The following is a 16,552-nucleotide window of genomic DNA, read 5'->3' on the forward strand; positions in this document are numbered from 1 at the left end:
ACCTGAAGTAAAAGGAGCAGAGTAAATGAGCCAGCTACCGTTACTGAGCATATTAACCTTCACACCGCTGATCGGGGCGATACTGCTCCTCTTTGTGAACAAGAACAGCCACGGCGTGCTCCGTACCATCGCCATGGCGGTGACGGTGGTGACGTTTATCCTCTCGCTGCCCCTGATCACCGGGTACAACGCGCCGGGCACCGACATCGGCGGGTTCCAGTTCCTCGAGAACATCCCCTGGATCGCGGCCGGCCCTTTCCAGATGAGCTACCACCTGGGCATCGACGGTATCAGCCTCTGGCTCGTCATCCTGACCACCTTCATCATGCCGATCGCCATCCTCTCCACCTACACGGCGGTTGAGGAGAAGGTGAAGGAATACATGATCTGCCTGCTGCTTCTCGAAGTCGGCATGGTCGGCACCTTTATCTCGCTCGACCTCTTCCTCTTCTACATCTTCTGGGAGATCATGCTGATCCCGATGTACTTCATGATCGGTATCTGGGGGGGCAAGAACAGGATCTACGCGGCAGTCAAGTTCTTCATCTACACCGCGGTCGGCTCGCTCCTCATGCTGGTCGCTTTGATCGCCCTTTACTTCAAGGCGGGCGGCGGCGACTTCAGCATCCTGCGCTTCTACGAACTGCACCTTGACCCGGCCACCCAGATGTGGATGTTCCTGGCCTTCGCCCTGGCCTTCGCCATCAAGGTTCCGATGTTCCCGCTGCACACCTGGTTGCCGGATGCCCATACCGAAGCACCGACCGCAGGCTCCGTAATCCTGGCCGCCGTCATGCTGAAGTGCGGTACCTACGGTTACGTTCGTTTCGCAATGCCGCTCTTCCCGGATGCCAACGCCCAGTTCACCCCGCTCATCGCGACCCTGTCCGTGATCGGCATCATCTACGCATCGCTCGTCGCCATGATGCAGCAGGACGTCAAGAAACTGGTCGCTTACTCCTCCGTGGCCCACTTAGGCTTCGTAATGCTCGGCGTCTACGCCTTGAACCAGCAGGGCGTCACCGGCGGCATGCTGCAGATGCTCAACCACGGCGTTTCCACCGGCGCGCTGTTCCTTATCGTCGGCTTCATCTACGAGCGGCGCCATACCCGTCTCATCTCCGACTTCGGCGGTCTCGCGAAGCAGATGCCGGTTTTCGCCACCATGTTCATGATCGTCACCTTCTCCTCCATCGGCCTGCCTGGTACCAACGGCTTCGTCGGTGAGTTCCTGGTGCTGCTCGGCTCCTTCGAGAGCGGGCTGCGCTGGTACGCGATCATCGCCACCTCCGGCGTCATCCTCTCCGCCGTCTACATGCTCTGGATGTTCCAGAGGGTCATGTTCGGCGAGCTGAAGAATCCGAAGAACCAGAACCTGAAGGACCTGAACGCACGCGAAGTCGCCATCATGCTGCCGCTTATCTTCCTCATCTTCTTCCTGGGCATCTACCCGCGCCCGATCATCGACAGCATGGCGCCCTCGATCGACAAGATGATCGCCCAGACCAAGGTGCAGAAGCAGGTAGCCCAGCTTCCCGGCGCAGTACCGGCGCTTCCCCCGGGGCACATGGCCGTTCCCGGCATGTCCGAGGCAGGTGCGGCACCCGCCGGCATGCCCGCAGGTCACCCTGCAGTCGGCGCAGAAGCGGCACCGGCAGCAGCGCCCGCCGGTCTGCCCGAAGGACATCCGGCCATCCCCGCAAACCACGAAGCAAAATAGACCGCTTAGAACTACTGACGGAGGATTATAGATGGAAACAATTGCTATGCCGGCCATAAACCTGGCAGTGATCATGCCTGAGATACTGCTCTCATGCATAGCCATGGTGCTGCTGCTCGTCAACGTCTTCGTGCCGGGCAATAACAAGGCCTACCTCGGTTACCTGAGCATCATCGGCCTTGCAGTGACCGCGGCGAGCGTGGTGGGCGGCTGGGGGCCGTCAGTATCGGCGTTCAACGGTTCGGTAGTGCAGGACAACTTCGCCACCTTTTTCAAGGTGATCTTCCTGGTTTCCGCGGGGCTCGCGATCCTGATCGCCGACCGCTACATGGCCCAGGAAGAGTGCAACCAGGGTGAGCTCTACCCCCTGATTCTCTTCTCCACTGTCGGCATGATGCTGATGGCGGCAGGGACCGACCTGATGGTCATCTTCCTCGGTCTCGAGCTTCTCTCCATCTGCCTGTACGTGCTGGCCGGCTTCAACCGCAACAGGCTGCAGTCGAACGAGGCGGGTCTCAAGTACTTCCTGCTTGGCTCCTTCTCCACCGGCTTCCTGCTCTACGGCATGGCGCTCACCTACGGCGCGACCGGGAGCACCAAGATCCACGCCATCTCCGCTTTCGTCATGGGTAACCCCGGCGTAGCGAACAACACCTTCTTCGTTGTCGGCATGCTGCTCATGGCCACCGGCTTCGCCTTCAAGATCGCGGCGGCACCGTTCCACATGTGGACCCCGGACGTCTACGAGGGCGCACCGACCCCGATCACCGCCTTCATGTCCGCAGGACCGAAGGCAGCGGGCTTCGCCGCCTTCATCCGCGTGATGATCTTCGCCTTCCCGATGCTGAGGGTTGAGTGGGGGAACCTCCTGTGGGTCCTGGCCGTGCTCACCATGACCGTCGGTAACATCATCGCCCTTTCCCAGGACAACGTGAAGAGGATGCTTGCTTACTCCTCCATCGCGCATGCGGGTTACGCCCTGGTAGGTTTCGCCGCCGTCAACGCCGAAGGCGCAGCAGGCATCCTGTTCTACATGCTCTCCTACGCGTTCATGAACATCGGCGCCTTCGGGGTGCTCGTGCTCATCACCAAGAAAGGCGAGAGCAACGGCAACGTGCAGGACCTCGCGGGCTTCGGCCACAAGAAGCCGCTTCTGGCCCTGGTGCTCAGCATCTTCCTGTTCTCCCTGGCCGGCATGCCGCCCACCGCCGGTTTCATCGGGAAGTTCTACCTCTTCAGCGCCGCCATCAAGGCAGGTTACATCTGGCTGGCCGTTATCGGCGTGCTGAACTCCGCAGCCTCCCTGTACTACTACCTGCGCGTCATGGTCTTCATGTACATGAAAGACCCGAGCGAAGACTTCGAGTGGGCCGGTGCCACACCGGCAGTCGCCGTCTGCCTGCTGGTAGCCGTCGGCGCCACCCTGGTACTCGGCATGGTTCCGGGCACCGTCCTCGAGCTGGCACAGAAGGCCGTGCAGTTCTAAGACAAGCAGGATAGCAAAGCAAAAAAACGAGGGCACCCGATTCGGGTGCCCTTTTTGCGTTTGACGTTGCTGCCTTCTATAAAATCTAAATGCTTTTTTCGATAGCACGCGAAACACTGCTCCCCATGGAACACCGCAGGTGCCCTAGTGTCCCCCCCTTTGCGAAGGGGGGGCAGGGGGGATTTGCTTTTATTTCTAGAATCCTAGAGTTCCATACCAGCCCCCATTTGACACCCGCCCCCCCTTTGCTACATTTCCATCTTCGCGCCCCCTCCCACAGGAGGTTCCAAGATGGCAAACTCCCGTCAGCCGCACTTTCATCGCGACCCCTTCCAACGTCCGTCCCTAACCCCAGGCCCCCTTGGCCATAACGATGCAGCTTCACCGAACGCACCGAGAACGCTTGTCGGTGACACCCCGGGTCCCTTAGGCATGAACGACCATGCAGATCCACACGCTAAAACAGAAACGAGTGCGCTGAGGAAGAATCAAGGCGGTGCAGCGCTTTCCTCCTTCGTAACAATCGACGAGCAATCGTCAGAAGAGTTGCTGGTCAAAGATCCTAGAATCAAAGCTCTACTCGATGTCATAGCTTATGCAGAGGGGGCAAACTACGACACAATGGTGAGAGGGGAAGGTAGTATTCCCATCACGGATTTTTCGAAGCATCCTAATGTGATCGTTACCCTGAACAAATCACTAAAAAGTACCGCGGCCGGACGGTACCAGTTTCTTAATAGTACTTGGGTTGGTTTGGAGATGCCGGATTTTAAGCCAGACTCTCAAGACAAAGCGGCAATCAAACTATTCAAAAGAAGAAGAATGCGAAAACCCTTGTTTGTGGGGGACGTTGAAAAAGCCATTCGACTTGGGACAAAGAATGGGCCAGCTTACCTGGTTCTCCCTATGGGCAGTCAACACGGAGTATGAGGGAACTGCTCCAGGTATATTCTACTAGCTTGTTTAGATGGAGTAAGAGATGAGAACGTTAGCAGTAATTATATTTTGGGCAATGTGTTCAACCGTTGCTGCGGCATATGCCGGTGAGGAATCAAACGCGATCAACGGCAAGTGGGTGAAGTTGCATGCAAAGTCGGCTGGATGTGGCTGTGGAGAGTGCATAGACATTCAGCTTGGGGTACTTCAATCATTTTGTGTGGAGTCAAACCAGATATATTTGAATGTTCGTTACCTGCTCGACGCCAAATTGAAGAGAGTGTATTTGTTTTGGGAAAGCGTAGTTGAGGTGGGGAGTGGAGGGGCAGCTTTGCCTTGGGATAAATTCGACAAAAGAAAACCTTTAGCTGAGCTGGATATCTCCACAATAAAACAGGGAACAATAAGAATGAACTGGTTTGGACTCAGGCGATGGGACAATCCCTCGAAAAGATATAGCTTGGGGGACGGCTATGCGGGGACTTATACACAGGCGAACCGTTGATTTCCTAAGTTCTACGGCATAATCAGCTGGACAACTCCAGAGAAAACAATTTAGGCTGGTTTTGGCATGGTTGTGCCTTCACCGTGAGGAGTAGCAGGCGGACTGGGAGCTCGCAGTTCGTGGAGAGAACCCATACAAAATCGAACCTGTGAGGAAATGATGTACTGGGACGTGAAAGCCGTTAAACCGATGACCGACTACCGCATTTACGTTGAAATTAGGATGGCCGCAAAGGTATCTTCGACCTGAAGCCATATCTGGAACATGGTGGTTTCAGGGAGCTTAAGGACGTGAGCTACTTCAATAAAGTTGGCATCTTCCTGGGGGCAGTGACTTGGCCAAACTATCAGGATATCGCTCCGGAGACCCTTTTGGCGGGCCTACGACCTGAGGCGGGTTTCGACATGGCTCCAACGGAGCTCGAGGACTCGCTGGAGCGTGAGCGCGCTTTGCTGTTGAAGGAAGCGAAGGAAGCTCTGGAGAATCTTCGCAGGTACAAGAAAACCCTCAAGAAATAACGAGCGCGGGCTGGGTGGGAAATAGGGAGCTACTCCCGCATAGGTTGCAACTCAGCCGCGATGGTGTCAGGGCCGAAATCCTGTCCCTCCGGCCATCCTATTCCCGAAAAGAAGAGGCGCACTTGGTTGAAATACGCAGCGTCGTTGAGGCGTTCAAAAAATTCTGTCTTTATGTAGGGCGCGACGTCAAACACCCCTGATTTCCCGTCAGCGAAAACCACGGCGACTTTCTTGTCAGTTAATGCCTTTACTGAAACCACCTTGTCCATTGTCACTCCAAAGGTTTGATCGGCAGAGGATTTTGCCCATTGACGGCGAGACGCCAGTCCGCAAGCAGATCCTCTCGATGTATCTCGATCCAGGCCTGAACAAGCTTTTGCTTGTTCCTTGGCAAATTACCTTCCAGCAAATCGCCATCCTCAATAGAGTAAATAGCGTCATGGTCGCCATAAGTCGCGTGGAGGTGTGGCAACGAATGCCGCTTGTTGTCGTAGAAAAACATGTAAATGACGATTCCGTAAAACATCGAGATTGTCGGCATCGTATGCACCCCAATATACAACACAATACCTAAAATATTAACCAATAAGGGCGTCCTAGGACGCAGGCCTACTCACCTAGGCGTACACGCCGGACTCCTCCGTGTCCCACCGAGCCCCTCAGTGCCCCTCAGTGCGCTCTGTGGTGAGGCATTTTAAGCCCCAACTTCAAGCGACACCGCCCTTATCACACCCCCATCGACAACCACCCGCGGATCCTTCCCGGTGAGAAACAGCGCCGAAGGCTTGAGGATGATCCCTTCCTTCTCGCAAGCGGCCAGGAATTCCTTCTTCGGGACACAGCCGCCGTGCTCGGTCAGCAGAGTGCGATAAAGAAGGTCGTTCAGCGTTTGTATGCCGTGGGGGTTGTCCACCGAAACGAACAGATCCTTCTGCCTGCCGATCTGGACGAAGTTTGCTCCGGATACCAAGAGCCCATGGAGCAGCACTGGGGTCCAGGCGACCCTGTGCGCGAGTTCAGGTAACTGTCCCGAATGGTCCGTGTGAATCGCGCGACACGACCCGTAAGGCTTGCCGAGCCCGGCTGCGCGCTCCAGATGCATCAGGGCGAGTGTCTCGAGGGCGTACTGTTTTTCGTCGTCCCACTCGAGGGCCTTTCGTGCGATCACGCTATCCCGCGAGTACCACAAAACCCTCTCCGTCTTTCTGAGCCACACCTTATAGAGGTTGTTTCGCAGCGGGTCAGCACGGAATGCCTCGAAAAGGTGCTTCGTAAGGCAGGGCTTACCCAGATCTTCCAGGTAGGCGTACACCCAGTCGGCGGGGGGAGGCGCAGCGGTGGTCCTCTTAGCAGGCGGCTCGGGTGGAGGCGACTTGTGTCGGCGCGACTTGGATTTCGGCTTTGCCTGCACCTTCTCATCTTTAACCGCTGCCTGTTTCCAGAGCGGATACTTCCGATGAGGCTCCAGATGCCAATTTACCGTTCCGGGTAAAAACCGCTCCACGAAACAAAAAAGCTCCTTTGGCCCTGCTATGCCGATTGCTTCGCATGCGTCCTGATGCTTTCTGAAGAGTGCGACCTCCGTGGGTTCGCTCCCGTCTTCCTCCAATGGAGGTGTCTCGACCATGCGACGCAACTGATCTGTTACATATTGCGCGTGGTCGATATGAAGCAGGATGTTCTCAATCTTCAGGACGTTGCGCGACCGGTTCAAATGGCTGTGCATATGCAGTATGTGGCCGCCGAGTATGCCAACCTCGAAATCTTTCAGTTCCTTATAGGAAACCGCTCGACGCGCCTTGAGGAGGAACTGCTCGATCAATAAGGAAACCGGGGGCCTGGGGCCAACGTGACTTTTCCTCAGGACATACGGGTATTCCTCGAAGCTCATGGTGGGGCTTCCCACGATTTTCATGCAAGAGTAGAGGGCGCGTGACGTAGGTATGTCCTGTGCCCGGAGCCGTTCCGCGTATCGATCAAAATGATGACCGTTGGCACACAGGTAGGGAACGTCGTATCTCTCTAATTCATGGGCGAAGTCTTCGAGAATTTCAGTGATGAGTGGGACGGGGATAGTCAGCAATGCACGATGCTTGAAGGTTCCCATGCCCCACAGCAACGCCCACTTGGCGTCCGTCAACCGGCCGTGAACCGATTGAGCGCTGGTGGTAGTTTCCGGGTCCATAAGCTTCAAGCGTTGATAGGCCTCTTTGTAATGCATCCCGTCCGGGGCCGAGAGCATGACCTCCTCTAGCTCCTGAATAAGGGTGCACTTATGCTGCGGCAGCTCAAGGTGCACCTCTTGGTCGTGGACGCTGAGAGACGGTGACGGGTCCGCTATGAATTCAACGAGACTAGGGGAGAAGGAGGTGATCTTACGCAGCTCCGGGCACTGCATCCTAACGCAGGCACCCCGTACGACATCGAGTGCGTGATCGTAGGTAAAGGCGGCGGTTTTCGAGGCAATGAGAGCCTCCGAAAGGGCGGCACCGGCGGCCTCACAAGCGGCGCAGCAAGCGGTGGTGAGGGATATCCTGACGGGGGATGAATCCGGATCCACGCGATACCTCGGCGAGAGGCCCATGAGGACGCAAAGCGTCTCCTCTGAGGGAGGAGTATCCCAGCCGTGCACCGTCTGCAAAGAGAGACAAAGTTCGTAGGCATAGCGCGCGCCGCCACTTGAAAACAAGAAATGGTCGAGCAAACGCCAGAGATAATCCAGGTGCAGTAGATTCGCCCCGTCCGTCAGTTTTTGCAGCAGTTTGGCTTCAACCTGTCGAACCCGTTCAGTGGTTACGCCTATCTCCTCCCCTAACTTCCGCAAGGAAACCTTGTCGGCGGCCGCCCCAAACCGCTTCCTGGCCAGACGCGGATACCAGTCCCAGTGTTTCGGTGGCTCGGTGCCGCCTCCGCTTGTTCCTGCAGTCAGCGTGTATTGGTCGAGCAATCGGTCTAAGTCGAGATACAAAGCGGTGGGCAGTCCAGCTGCGGCGGACTCAACGAAAGCCTCGGCGCGCTCCTTGAGCTGCCACAGGTAACGGATGGCGCGTAGGGCCGTGACCGAGAAGCCGAGTCGTTTGATAACGGAACGTTCCGTGATCTTCGCAACGACGCTCCAGGGAACTGCGTCAGTTGGGGCATCCACAAAGCCAAGGAGGGCGGGGAAGGGGAAATCGTGGACGATAAGCGGATCGAGCTGGTCCTCAGGAAGGCCGGTGTATAAAGAGAGATCCTGGGCCTCTTGGGTAATTGTGGGAAGGGGGTCCCCCGGCAGCTGTGAAACGCGCGCAATAGCATGCAACATGGAGGACAGGGCAGTATCGCTCAAGCCCGCTTCGAGAAGGTACTCAATGGTGAACGAGCAAAGAAGGTACGGGGTGTCCTCCGGGAAGATGCCTACGGCACGAAGCCGCACGAGGTCCGCAGGCGGGAGCTTGATCGTTTCCGGCCAAGCACACTGCGAAGGCGAAGCGGCCGCAGTGGATAATTCCATAAACGTTCTATTCAGGATGCTCCATTTTGAAGGGACGGCAGCCATTCGGGGAGCGGAAACTTCGGAGGCAGCAGCACCCTCGGCGCAGCCCGAAGGTTGCGCCAAAGAGGAATGCATCGGCACGTAATCTAGCTGAACCCCTTCAAGCAGCCGTGTGAGTTCAGCCGTAGTTTTGGTGCCGCACCATCGGATCTTGGGGAGGCCGCGCTCGCTCAAGGCGATGAGGTCCTGGTGCGACTCGACCTTGAGATTGATGAGCACGTTACGCGCCCTGGTGGAGAGGTTTTTGAAAAGATGTGGCGGTACGGGAGCAGGTTCAGTCATGAGTGGGCAGGTCCCATCGCGAGGAATTATGAGCCGAATGAAACCATTGTATTAGATATTTGTAATATTGCAAGGGGGTGGTGAGCTCCCGCACTCACCTGCGGACCGAAGCCTACGGAGGGTGAAGGCAGGGAGGACCGGGCTAGGAAGGGGGCACGTATGGTGTTTTTTGAGTGGTGGAGGGAAGGCGTCACGCGGGGGAGAACAGCGCGGGACGCCCTACGTTTCATACGGAGTTTGGAAAAAAACGCCAGGCAACGCTTGACTAAAAATTGGCGCAAGCTAATATTCATCGCGTCTGCCGATGCGAGGCAGGTAACCCATGAAAGGAGGCCATTATGTCGGTACCGAAGCACGAACTGTCGCATCTCTGGAAGCTTTCTGACGGCGACCTCATGCAGGAAGCTCGCATCTTTGGGCGAAGGTTGAGGGGGCACGCCGCCTTCCAAAATGTCGGACCTCATGTGCCAGTGGGTGATACATTCGACACGCTGGCGGACATACTTGGGGAGAAGTCGAATGCGGCGAAGGGTGGCGGCAAACGGATGGTCGAAGACAGGGACAAGGCACGCGAAAATATATTCACGGCCTTTACCTTTGCCGGTCAGCACTCAGTGATGGTCGCCACGCATGAAAACAATCCCTCGCTGATGGACATTGGCTACGAACTGCGCCACAGGACCTATACGAGCAAGCCGGCGACCACCATCCTGCCGGGGCAACCCGGCAAAGTGGACCTGAAACCGGGGCCGAAGGGGTCCGGGATCTTCTATGTGGTGGTGAACAAGTGTCAGGGCATGGGCAGTCTCGAGGTCCAGTACACGGACAACCCGAATGACGAGTCTTCCTGGAAAAGTGCAGAAAGGTCCTATAGGTGTAAAGTGGAGCTGAAAGGCGAGTTGGTCAAGCGGTACTACATCCGGACGAGGTACCACAACAATGCCGGATACGGTCCTTGGTCCGCAGTAGTCGACATCGTGCTGAGTTAACCCGCATTCCTGGTGCGGCTGCAGAGACCGACCTGCAGCCGCACACCTGCCTCGCTACTTCCAAACGATCCACACTTCATGCCGCCTCACCTCGCAGGATCTCCCAGCAGCAAATGAAACGCCGCGGGCACTCCAGGATCTCGGCATCGCCCAGGTTTTCCTCAATGAGTGCCTTGTTTCCTCCCACTCCCTCCGGGAGAGGATCGGGGTGAGGGCGATCCCACCTCTGGCCCACTTGCTGAACTCAAAACTTAATCCCTTCAACCTCCAACCTCGGCAGTAAATTGGAAACCTGCGACATTGAACCTCCGGCGCCGGTAGTAAATTGAGAGCGCCAGAGGTTGAACCTCCAGCGTCGCGAGTAAATTGAAAACGCCAGAGGTTGAACCTCCAGCGCCGCGAGTAAATTGAGAACGCCAGAGGCTGAACCTCCAGCGTCGGGAGTAAATTGAAAACGCCAGAGGTTGAACCTCCAGCGTCGGGAGTAAATTGAAATCGCCAGAGGTTGAACCTCCAGCGCCGTGAGTAAATTGAAAACGTCAGAGGTTGAACCTCCAGCGTCGCGAGTAAATTGAAAACGCCAGCGGTTGAACCTCTAGCATCGGGAGTAAATTGAGAACGCTAGAGATTGAACCTCCAGCGTCAGGAGTAAATTCGGAGCGCAAAAGGTTGAACCATCAGCAGCCTCGGTCATAGGTAGTAATCCCCGTTCATCCCCTTCATCCCTGTTAATCGCATTTCTTTGCGTCTTGGCGTCTTTGCGTGAGAAAATTGGCTTGCGGTGTTGAATTTTCTTTAACAATGTTTCCGCATGTGTTAATGATGTTTACGCTATCCCGCCTAAGGAGTTGCGCAAAGTCCCATGGCCCGCAAGAACCGCACCAGTCCCCTGGAAGACATAGTCCTCATCGCCAGCAAGTTCCCCTGGTGGATCTCCGTCATTCTTGCCGTCGTATTCTTCTTATATTTCAGTGCGCTCCCCTCCCAAAATCCCGGCAAAGTCATTGTGCAAATGTTCGCGATGTTCGGACAGTTTCTTCTCGCTCCCGCCTTCCTAATTGGGGCAGGTATCTCAGCGTTCAACGCCATGAAGCAGCGCAAGCTCTACGATACGGTCAAGTCGCGTGCGGATGTCGCCTCGCTGAACGAGATGAGCTGGGGCGAGTTCGAAACCCTGGTCGCCGAGCATTTCAAGCGGAACGGTTTTGAGGTCGCACGCGAGGGTGGTAGCGGGCCCGATGGCGGCATCGATCTCGTTCTACGCAAGGGGAGAGAGAAGCACCTGGTGCAGTGCAAGCAGTGGAAGGCCTACAAGGTCAGCGTCCAGCCGGTGCGAGAATTTTACGGCGTAATGGCCGCAGCAGGAGCTGCCGGCGGATATTTCGTAACCTCCGGCACCTTCACTGTAGACGCAAAGGCCTTCGTGAGAGGCCTTAACCTCGAGCTGATCGACGGTCAGAAACTGAAATCGATGATCTGGGCAGTCCGGAACGTGGTCCCCACGCCTTCCCAGGCGAATGTTGCTCCCCCAGTCGCGCAGCAATGCCCGAAATGTGGAGCGGCGATGCAAGTCCGAGTAGCCCGCAAAGGCTCCAATGCAGGCCAGAAGTTCTGGGGCTGCAGCACCTACCCGAAATGCAACGGCACCCAGGTCTTCGCGGTTGCGGGCCCGGCCCCGAAATCAGCGGATGTAGCGGTGGTCCAGCCAAAAGGAGAGCAGAAAAGGAACTGCCCCGATTGTGGAACCGAACTCGTCCTGAGGACCTTTCAGAGTGGGCCGAAACAGGGGCAGAGCTTTTACGGGTGCTTGCCGTGTAAGAAGGCTTGGCCAGTAATGTAGAGCAATATGAACTACACAGAGAGCTACAATGGGGGCGGCAGAGAGAGTTACATAAGACCAGCTCCCGTCCCAGCACATGCTTTGATGGCAATGATCTAAGAGGCCCTGAGGGATGGATTTTTAAACTTGAAGGGAGCTACTGTAAGAATACCTCTTCCTGAGGCAGCCCGCCAGGAGGAAGGCGGGCGAATTTCGCGAAGGGGGTAAAACTCTAGCCGTTGTGATGAGGGTAACAAAAAGCTTCGGCAATAGGAACAAGAGGAATTTAAAGAACGGACACCTCGGGCCCTTCGAGGGCCAATGCACAGCATCTCGCAGCGGGGACCTGAGGGCGCAATCTAGAAAGGATGCAACATGCACAGCGGAGTTGCTGAACAAGAACATGAACTTATTGAAAAATTAGAAGCCTACGCAAAGAAGGAACACAGGAAGTATCTCCTTCTAAAAGAGGCTATGGAGGAGATTTTAACTGTAGGCCTAAGAACCAGATTGAGAAACACTATGATCAATACCGCCTGTTATGCACTTATCGAAAGTGAAGACGGCTTCGAAGAAATGAGTCCAGAAGAACAGGATAGAATGAGGAGAGCCATTATCGCAAAAGCACAAGGCCGTAAATAACATGCCAAAGAGAATGCCCCCCCTTTAATGTCGTCAAGGCGCTCAAGCGGTAATGAATGCCGAAGGTAGCACGTAGACCGACACGACCTTATCGGGAATTGCCTCGCTGGCCGTTTGGCCTCAGGACCGAACTCTACGGTGTGCGCGTACATCCTATTGTGGATGCACGTTGACCGTGGCAACCCGTAGTAAAGGGGGGCGCGAGTAATTAGGAAGTGCGGTGAAGAGAACGGGAGACGGTGTTGTATAGCTTATAATACTATTGTCTCTCCCCCCCCCGGGTCCGTATCAATGTCTCACGATATGCTATAAATTGTTGACACCGCACGTACTTTGACTGACAACATTTTTTAGAGGCTGTCCATAGATCCTTGACTACAGTGTGGGTTTAAGGTATGGAACTCATTAATTGGAACTTTACTCGGCGGGTGAGTACTCTTGCTTTTACCCGATGCCAGCATCGATGTTGCTTCACAAAAAGCTCAAGGTGATCAAATGAGGGAACTCTGTCATATATATTTGGGTGAAGATGCAACCTCTTTCGATTTCTACAACAACGTTCTTCCGCAGCTGCATAATTTTTTTCGGCAAAATAGCGGCAGAGAGCTTGTACTTGATTTCTCTGAGGTTAGTTTCATCTCGCCACTTGTAGTGCCTAACATTTTCACAATAGGTTACATACTCAAAAAACATTTTGGTACTCCTGTCGAGCTTATCGTGCCGTGGAAACCTAAGCTACTATCATATTTAAATGATATTTCGTTTTTTAGTATCATAAGTGACTATGATTTATTCGTAATAGACGATAGGTATGTTGGTGGACTAAATACTAACACAGTCTATCCAGGATGCTTTTGTTATTGCTTTGAGCCGGATATGGCATATGAGGATGTACGTTACAAATTAAAAAAATCAATAAATATAATAACTGATCTTGCTACGTCCATTACTGGTGTGAAAAGTGACGGTTCTGACCTTCTAAATAACTTAACCGAGTTGTGCTATAACGCATGCCTACACAGTGACAATCTTGCATTTGCAACGATACAAACTAATCTAACAGATAACAATCGCCATAAAAAAGCATATTTAGCTATATCTGACTGTGGTAACGGACTGTATCATTCTCTGTCCAAGAAATATAGAGCCAATGAAGCATCGCCAGTTACAGTTTCTACAGATGAGTTCCTTTCATTATCGGAAGATGTAAGGAATGTATATGCCATCTTAGAATCAATCCTTTTTCGCCAGCAGTATGAAGTCTTTGGCATTTTTCATGTTGTTGGCAATGTCACAGCGACTGGGGGGGTGGTTAGAATACATTCAAATGATACGCAAGTTATCTTGACCCAGAATAGTTTTCAGCGTTATATCGACCACCCAGTTAAGTTAGCGAAAACCTTGAAAGACAAACTTGTACAAGTACAACGAGAAGACATTGAACTCAGGTTCTCTCCAGTAAGGAAAAGCTCTGGTAAGCTTAAGGGTGTACATATTGAAATCGAAGTACCTATAGGAGTCAAGCGGTAATGTATTCGTTCAAGTTCAATGAGGAAACGGTATACGTTCCTGTACATATGAATGCTACGTTCAAAAGTAAGTATCTATCATTTTCAGTTGACTTAATAGACGATACGTTGGCTAGCGATATACTCAGGTCAATTACTAATAGTACCGCAAAATACTTCTTAGTAGATTTGACTAACGTTAATGCCGCACATTCCAGAGTTTTTGAGCCTTTTTCTCAGATCCGAAACCTTGGTAAAAATCTTATATTTTGTGGAGCAGACGAGAAAATTTCTGGACACATAGCGAAAGCATTATCAATTACGATTGTCGGGAACGGGTTTCTTTTTTCTACCAAGGAAGCAGAGGTGTATTTTGAAACTGTAGTTAAAGGAAAGGTTGACTTTAAACAAAAATTAGATCGTTTCGTAAAATCGGTGACGGCAGAGTTTCTATTGACTACTGCAAGGCGCACATCCACGTTCTTAGATTCATCAAATGTTTATAGCAATATGTATATTGATATTAAACAGATGTTTTGCAATACGCCGGTATACTTTTTGACGCTATACCTATTGTGTCGTCTCCTAACTAGGGAAAAAAATCTAGACCAATATGATGGGTTCATCTGCGCAAGTAATAACGGATCTGTCATTTCGACTGCACTCACCATCTTGATAGGTAAGCCAACAATTTATCTTATGAACCTCGGGCCCCATTTAACTATAATGGATCGTGAGGTCATAGGAAAGATCAAAGAGGGCGGGCGTTATTTGTTCGTGTATGACTTTTTATGCCTGGGTACAGAGCTCAAATTAGTAAAAACTGTTGTTGCCTTACAAGGTGCAACGATAGAGGGATCATTTGGAATAGCCAAACTTTTTCTACCTTCAAATCCCAGCTCTCCTCGTAAGTATGACACTACTAATCACTCTGTTATCTCTATAAATGAAGAATTTGAATTTAATTATGAGGTAAGTGCGACATGACTAAAATCATTGAAGAAAATTTTTCGTGCATTAGCATGCTTAAAAGCGAAGAATCTTATTTCCAAAACTGGCTTACTGTAAAAAATATTTACGTAGAGATCCTCGACCGTGGTAGTCTTAGACAAAAAGATGCTTACACTCCTCATGATTATAGAAATCATTGTGTTAATATTTATAACATTATCAGTAATATAATTTTAAAAGAAAACTTTTCAGGGCTCAACACGGAAGAACTTTTTATTTTGGATGTTGCCGTCCTACTTCATGACGTGTACATGGCGCTAGACCCAGAAAAACGGGGGACACACAGCGCCGATGCAAGAGACTTTGTAAAGCGAGAACAACGAGATCACCGTTTGCCGTTTGACCGAGAGCAAGCTATATGTATTGGAGATGTTATTTTCGGGCACTCCGATCTTAAAACAGAGAACGGAATTACTACATGCAAAACTATAGAGGCCCTTCCTAAAAAGGAAGACTTTTACGTTGGGATGTCAGGAAAACCTATAAATGTTCGGGTACTATCTTCTATTTTAAGGTTGGCTGATGAGTTGGATATTAATAGTAGAAGAATAAAGGGGTATAAGCCAGATGACTATAATATAAATGAATCCTCGCGCCCGCACTGGAGAAAATGCGAAATTTTCATGTTTCCAAAAATCTGTCCTACAGATAGAAGTGTTATCCATTTGAAGCCAGATCATGAGCTTATCAAAGAGGATGGTAATGAGGAGGCAGATGTAAAGCTTCTGCTTGAAGTAGAGCAAAAAATCAATACAGAACTTATTTACCTTAACAAAAATGTATTTTTCACTGATTGTGGCTTGCAAGGTTGGAGTTTTCATAAGGTCGAGATTTCTACGGTCGATGATCTTAGCGACAGGATAGATAGAGAGCGTCAAAAAAAAAAAAATGATAAAATAGCAGAGGGGGTTATAGACCCTCTGTCATCGGAAGTTCCTGTTCCCAAAGCTATAAAAAGAGAAATAATTATAGATAATGTGGCGCTTGAGAACGAAATAACTGGGTGGGTTGATACAAATAAACTGCTTCTATCTGGTCATTTCATCATAGAAGATGGTATTTGTGCCAGAGATTGGATAGATACTCAATCTCTTCTTGAAGACCCAGAATACCTAAGAAAAATAGCAAAAGGTTTTTGTGACAAGTTGCCCGATGGTTGTCATGTCGTTGGTATAGGTCAACAGGGAAGCGCCCTCGCTTCGGCCATGGCTCTTTTCAAGAGAGTTCCTTTTTCGTATCTCATTCCAGACAAATTTAAGAAATTTCAGGTTGACCCAGATAAGGCTATCAGTTTTATAGATGTATCAAAATTAGTTTTGGTAACCGATGTAGTAGTCACAGGGGCAACAATATCTAAAGCTGTTGATGAGATTTGCCGTAAGCTTAAGCTACCTTCCGATAGAGTTGCTGCTGTTTTCTCAGTTTTTGTTCGAGAACCTATTGTTGACAGAACTGAAGGATTCCGTGCCGATATTTTTACTAAGCTCTTTGCTTTAAATAAATCGATCCCCATTGAACTATGCCAAAAGCCTAGTTGCCATCGATGCATTTTTAAAGAGCGTGGTTTAAAGTTGTACAGTAATGAACCTATAGAGCTATAA

At 51.8% G+C, this 16,552-nt stretch carries 14 protein-coding genes; 11 read left to right on the plus strand and 3 right to left on the minus strand.

Annotation, left to right across the window (positions count from 1 at the left end; genetic code table 11):
* Positions 1–25: 25 nt before the first annotated feature.
* The 5 genes from E8L22_RS06185 to E8L22_RS06205 all read left to right on the plus strand — a co-directional run bounded on the left by E8L22_RS06185 (position 26) and on the right by E8L22_RS06205 (position 5,165).
* Positions 26–1,720, plus strand: a complete 1,695-nt coding sequence (locus tag E8L22_RS06185; protein WP_136524317.1) for an NADH-quinone oxidoreductase subunit M — start codon at positions 26–28, stop codon at positions 1,718–1,720.
* 31 nt (positions 1,721–1,751) lie between these two features.
* Positions 1,752–3,206 carry an NADH-quinone oxidoreductase subunit N gene (locus tag E8L22_RS06190; RefSeq protein ID WP_136524318.1) on the plus strand — a complete coding sequence of 485 codons (1,455 nt, stop codon included), beginning with the start codon at positions 1,752–1,754 and terminating at the stop codon, positions 3,204–3,206.
* Between the two features lie 291 nt (positions 3,207–3,497).
* Positions 3,498–4,136: a lysozyme family protein gene (locus E8L22_RS06195; protein WP_136524319.1), complete on the plus strand. Its 639-nt coding sequence runs from the start codon at positions 3,498–3,500 to the stop codon at positions 4,134–4,136.
* A gap of 49 nt (positions 4,137–4,185) precedes the next feature.
* A complete protein-coding gene (locus E8L22_RS06200; RefSeq protein ID WP_136524320.1) occupies positions 4,186–4,647 on the plus strand; it encodes a hypothetical protein in 462 nt (153 codons plus the stop codon).
* A 257-nt stretch (positions 4,648–4,904) separates the two neighbouring features.
* Positions 4,905–5,165, plus strand: a complete 261-nt coding sequence (locus tag E8L22_RS06205; protein ID WP_246044592.1) for a DUF2442 domain-containing protein — start codon at positions 4,905–4,907, stop codon at positions 5,163–5,165.
* 29 nt (positions 5,166–5,194) lie between these two features.
* Here E8L22_RS06205 and E8L22_RS06210 read toward each other — a convergent pair whose 3' ends face one another.
* The 3 genes from E8L22_RS06210 to E8L22_RS06220 form a co-directional block, all read right to left on the minus strand.
* Positions 5,195–5,434, minus strand: coding sequence for a DUF2442 domain-containing protein (locus E8L22_RS06210; RefSeq protein WP_136524321.1), 240 nt, complete (start codon positions 5,432–5,434; stop codon positions 5,195–5,197).
* A gap of 2 nt (positions 5,435–5,436) precedes the next feature.
* Entirely contained in the window at positions 5,437–5,751 is a 315-nt protein-coding gene (gene dhiT / locus E8L22_RS06215) for a type II toxin-antitoxin system toxin DhiT (protein WP_246044560.1), read from the minus strand.
* Positions 5,752–5,859: 108 nt separating this feature from the next.
* Positions 5,860–8,919 (minus strand): hypothetical protein, encoded by a 3,060-nt coding sequence (locus tag E8L22_RS06220; RefSeq protein ID WP_136524322.1) that lies wholly within the window; start codon positions 8,917–8,919, stop codon positions 5,860–5,862.
* 401 nt (positions 8,920–9,320) lie between these two features.
* Between E8L22_RS06220 and E8L22_RS06225 the strand changes: the two genes are divergently transcribed.
* The 6 genes from E8L22_RS06225 to E8L22_RS06250 all read left to right on the plus strand — a co-directional run bounded on the left by E8L22_RS06225 (position 9,321) and on the right by E8L22_RS06250 (position 16,552).
* Positions 9,321–9,971 (plus strand): hypothetical protein, encoded by a 651-nt coding sequence (locus E8L22_RS06225; RefSeq protein ID WP_136524323.1) that lies wholly within the window; start codon positions 9,321–9,323, stop codon positions 9,969–9,971.
* Between the two features lie 862 nt (positions 9,972–10,833).
* Positions 10,834–11,811, plus strand: a complete 978-nt coding sequence (locus tag E8L22_RS06230; protein WP_136524324.1) for a restriction endonuclease — start codon at positions 10,834–10,836, stop codon at positions 11,809–11,811.
* Between the two features lie 354 nt (positions 11,812–12,165).
* A complete protein-coding gene (locus E8L22_RS06235) occupies positions 12,166–12,432 on the plus strand; it encodes a hypothetical protein (RefSeq protein WP_136524325.1) in 267 nt (88 codons plus the stop codon).
* A 438-nt stretch (positions 12,433–12,870) separates the two neighbouring features.
* Positions 12,871–13,962, plus strand: coding sequence for a hypothetical protein (locus E8L22_RS06240; RefSeq protein ID WP_136524326.1), 1,092 nt, complete (start codon positions 12,871–12,873; stop codon positions 13,960–13,962).
* Complete coding sequence (locus tag E8L22_RS06245) at positions 13,962–14,927, plus strand: hypothetical protein (protein ID WP_136524327.1); 966 nt, start codon at positions 13,962–13,964, stop codon at positions 14,925–14,927. The genes E8L22_RS06240 and E8L22_RS06245 overlap by 1 nt, the downstream gene beginning before the upstream one ends.
* A complete protein-coding gene (locus E8L22_RS06250) occupies positions 14,924–16,552 on the plus strand; it encodes an HD domain-containing protein (RefSeq protein ID WP_136524328.1) in 1,629 nt (542 codons plus the stop codon). The genes E8L22_RS06245 and E8L22_RS06250 overlap by 4 nt, the downstream gene beginning before the upstream one ends.

This window comes from Geomonas ferrireducens, from assembly GCF_004917065.1.
Lineage (GTDB): Bacteria > Desulfobacterota > Desulfuromonadia > Geobacterales > Geobacteraceae > Geomonas > Geomonas ferrireducens.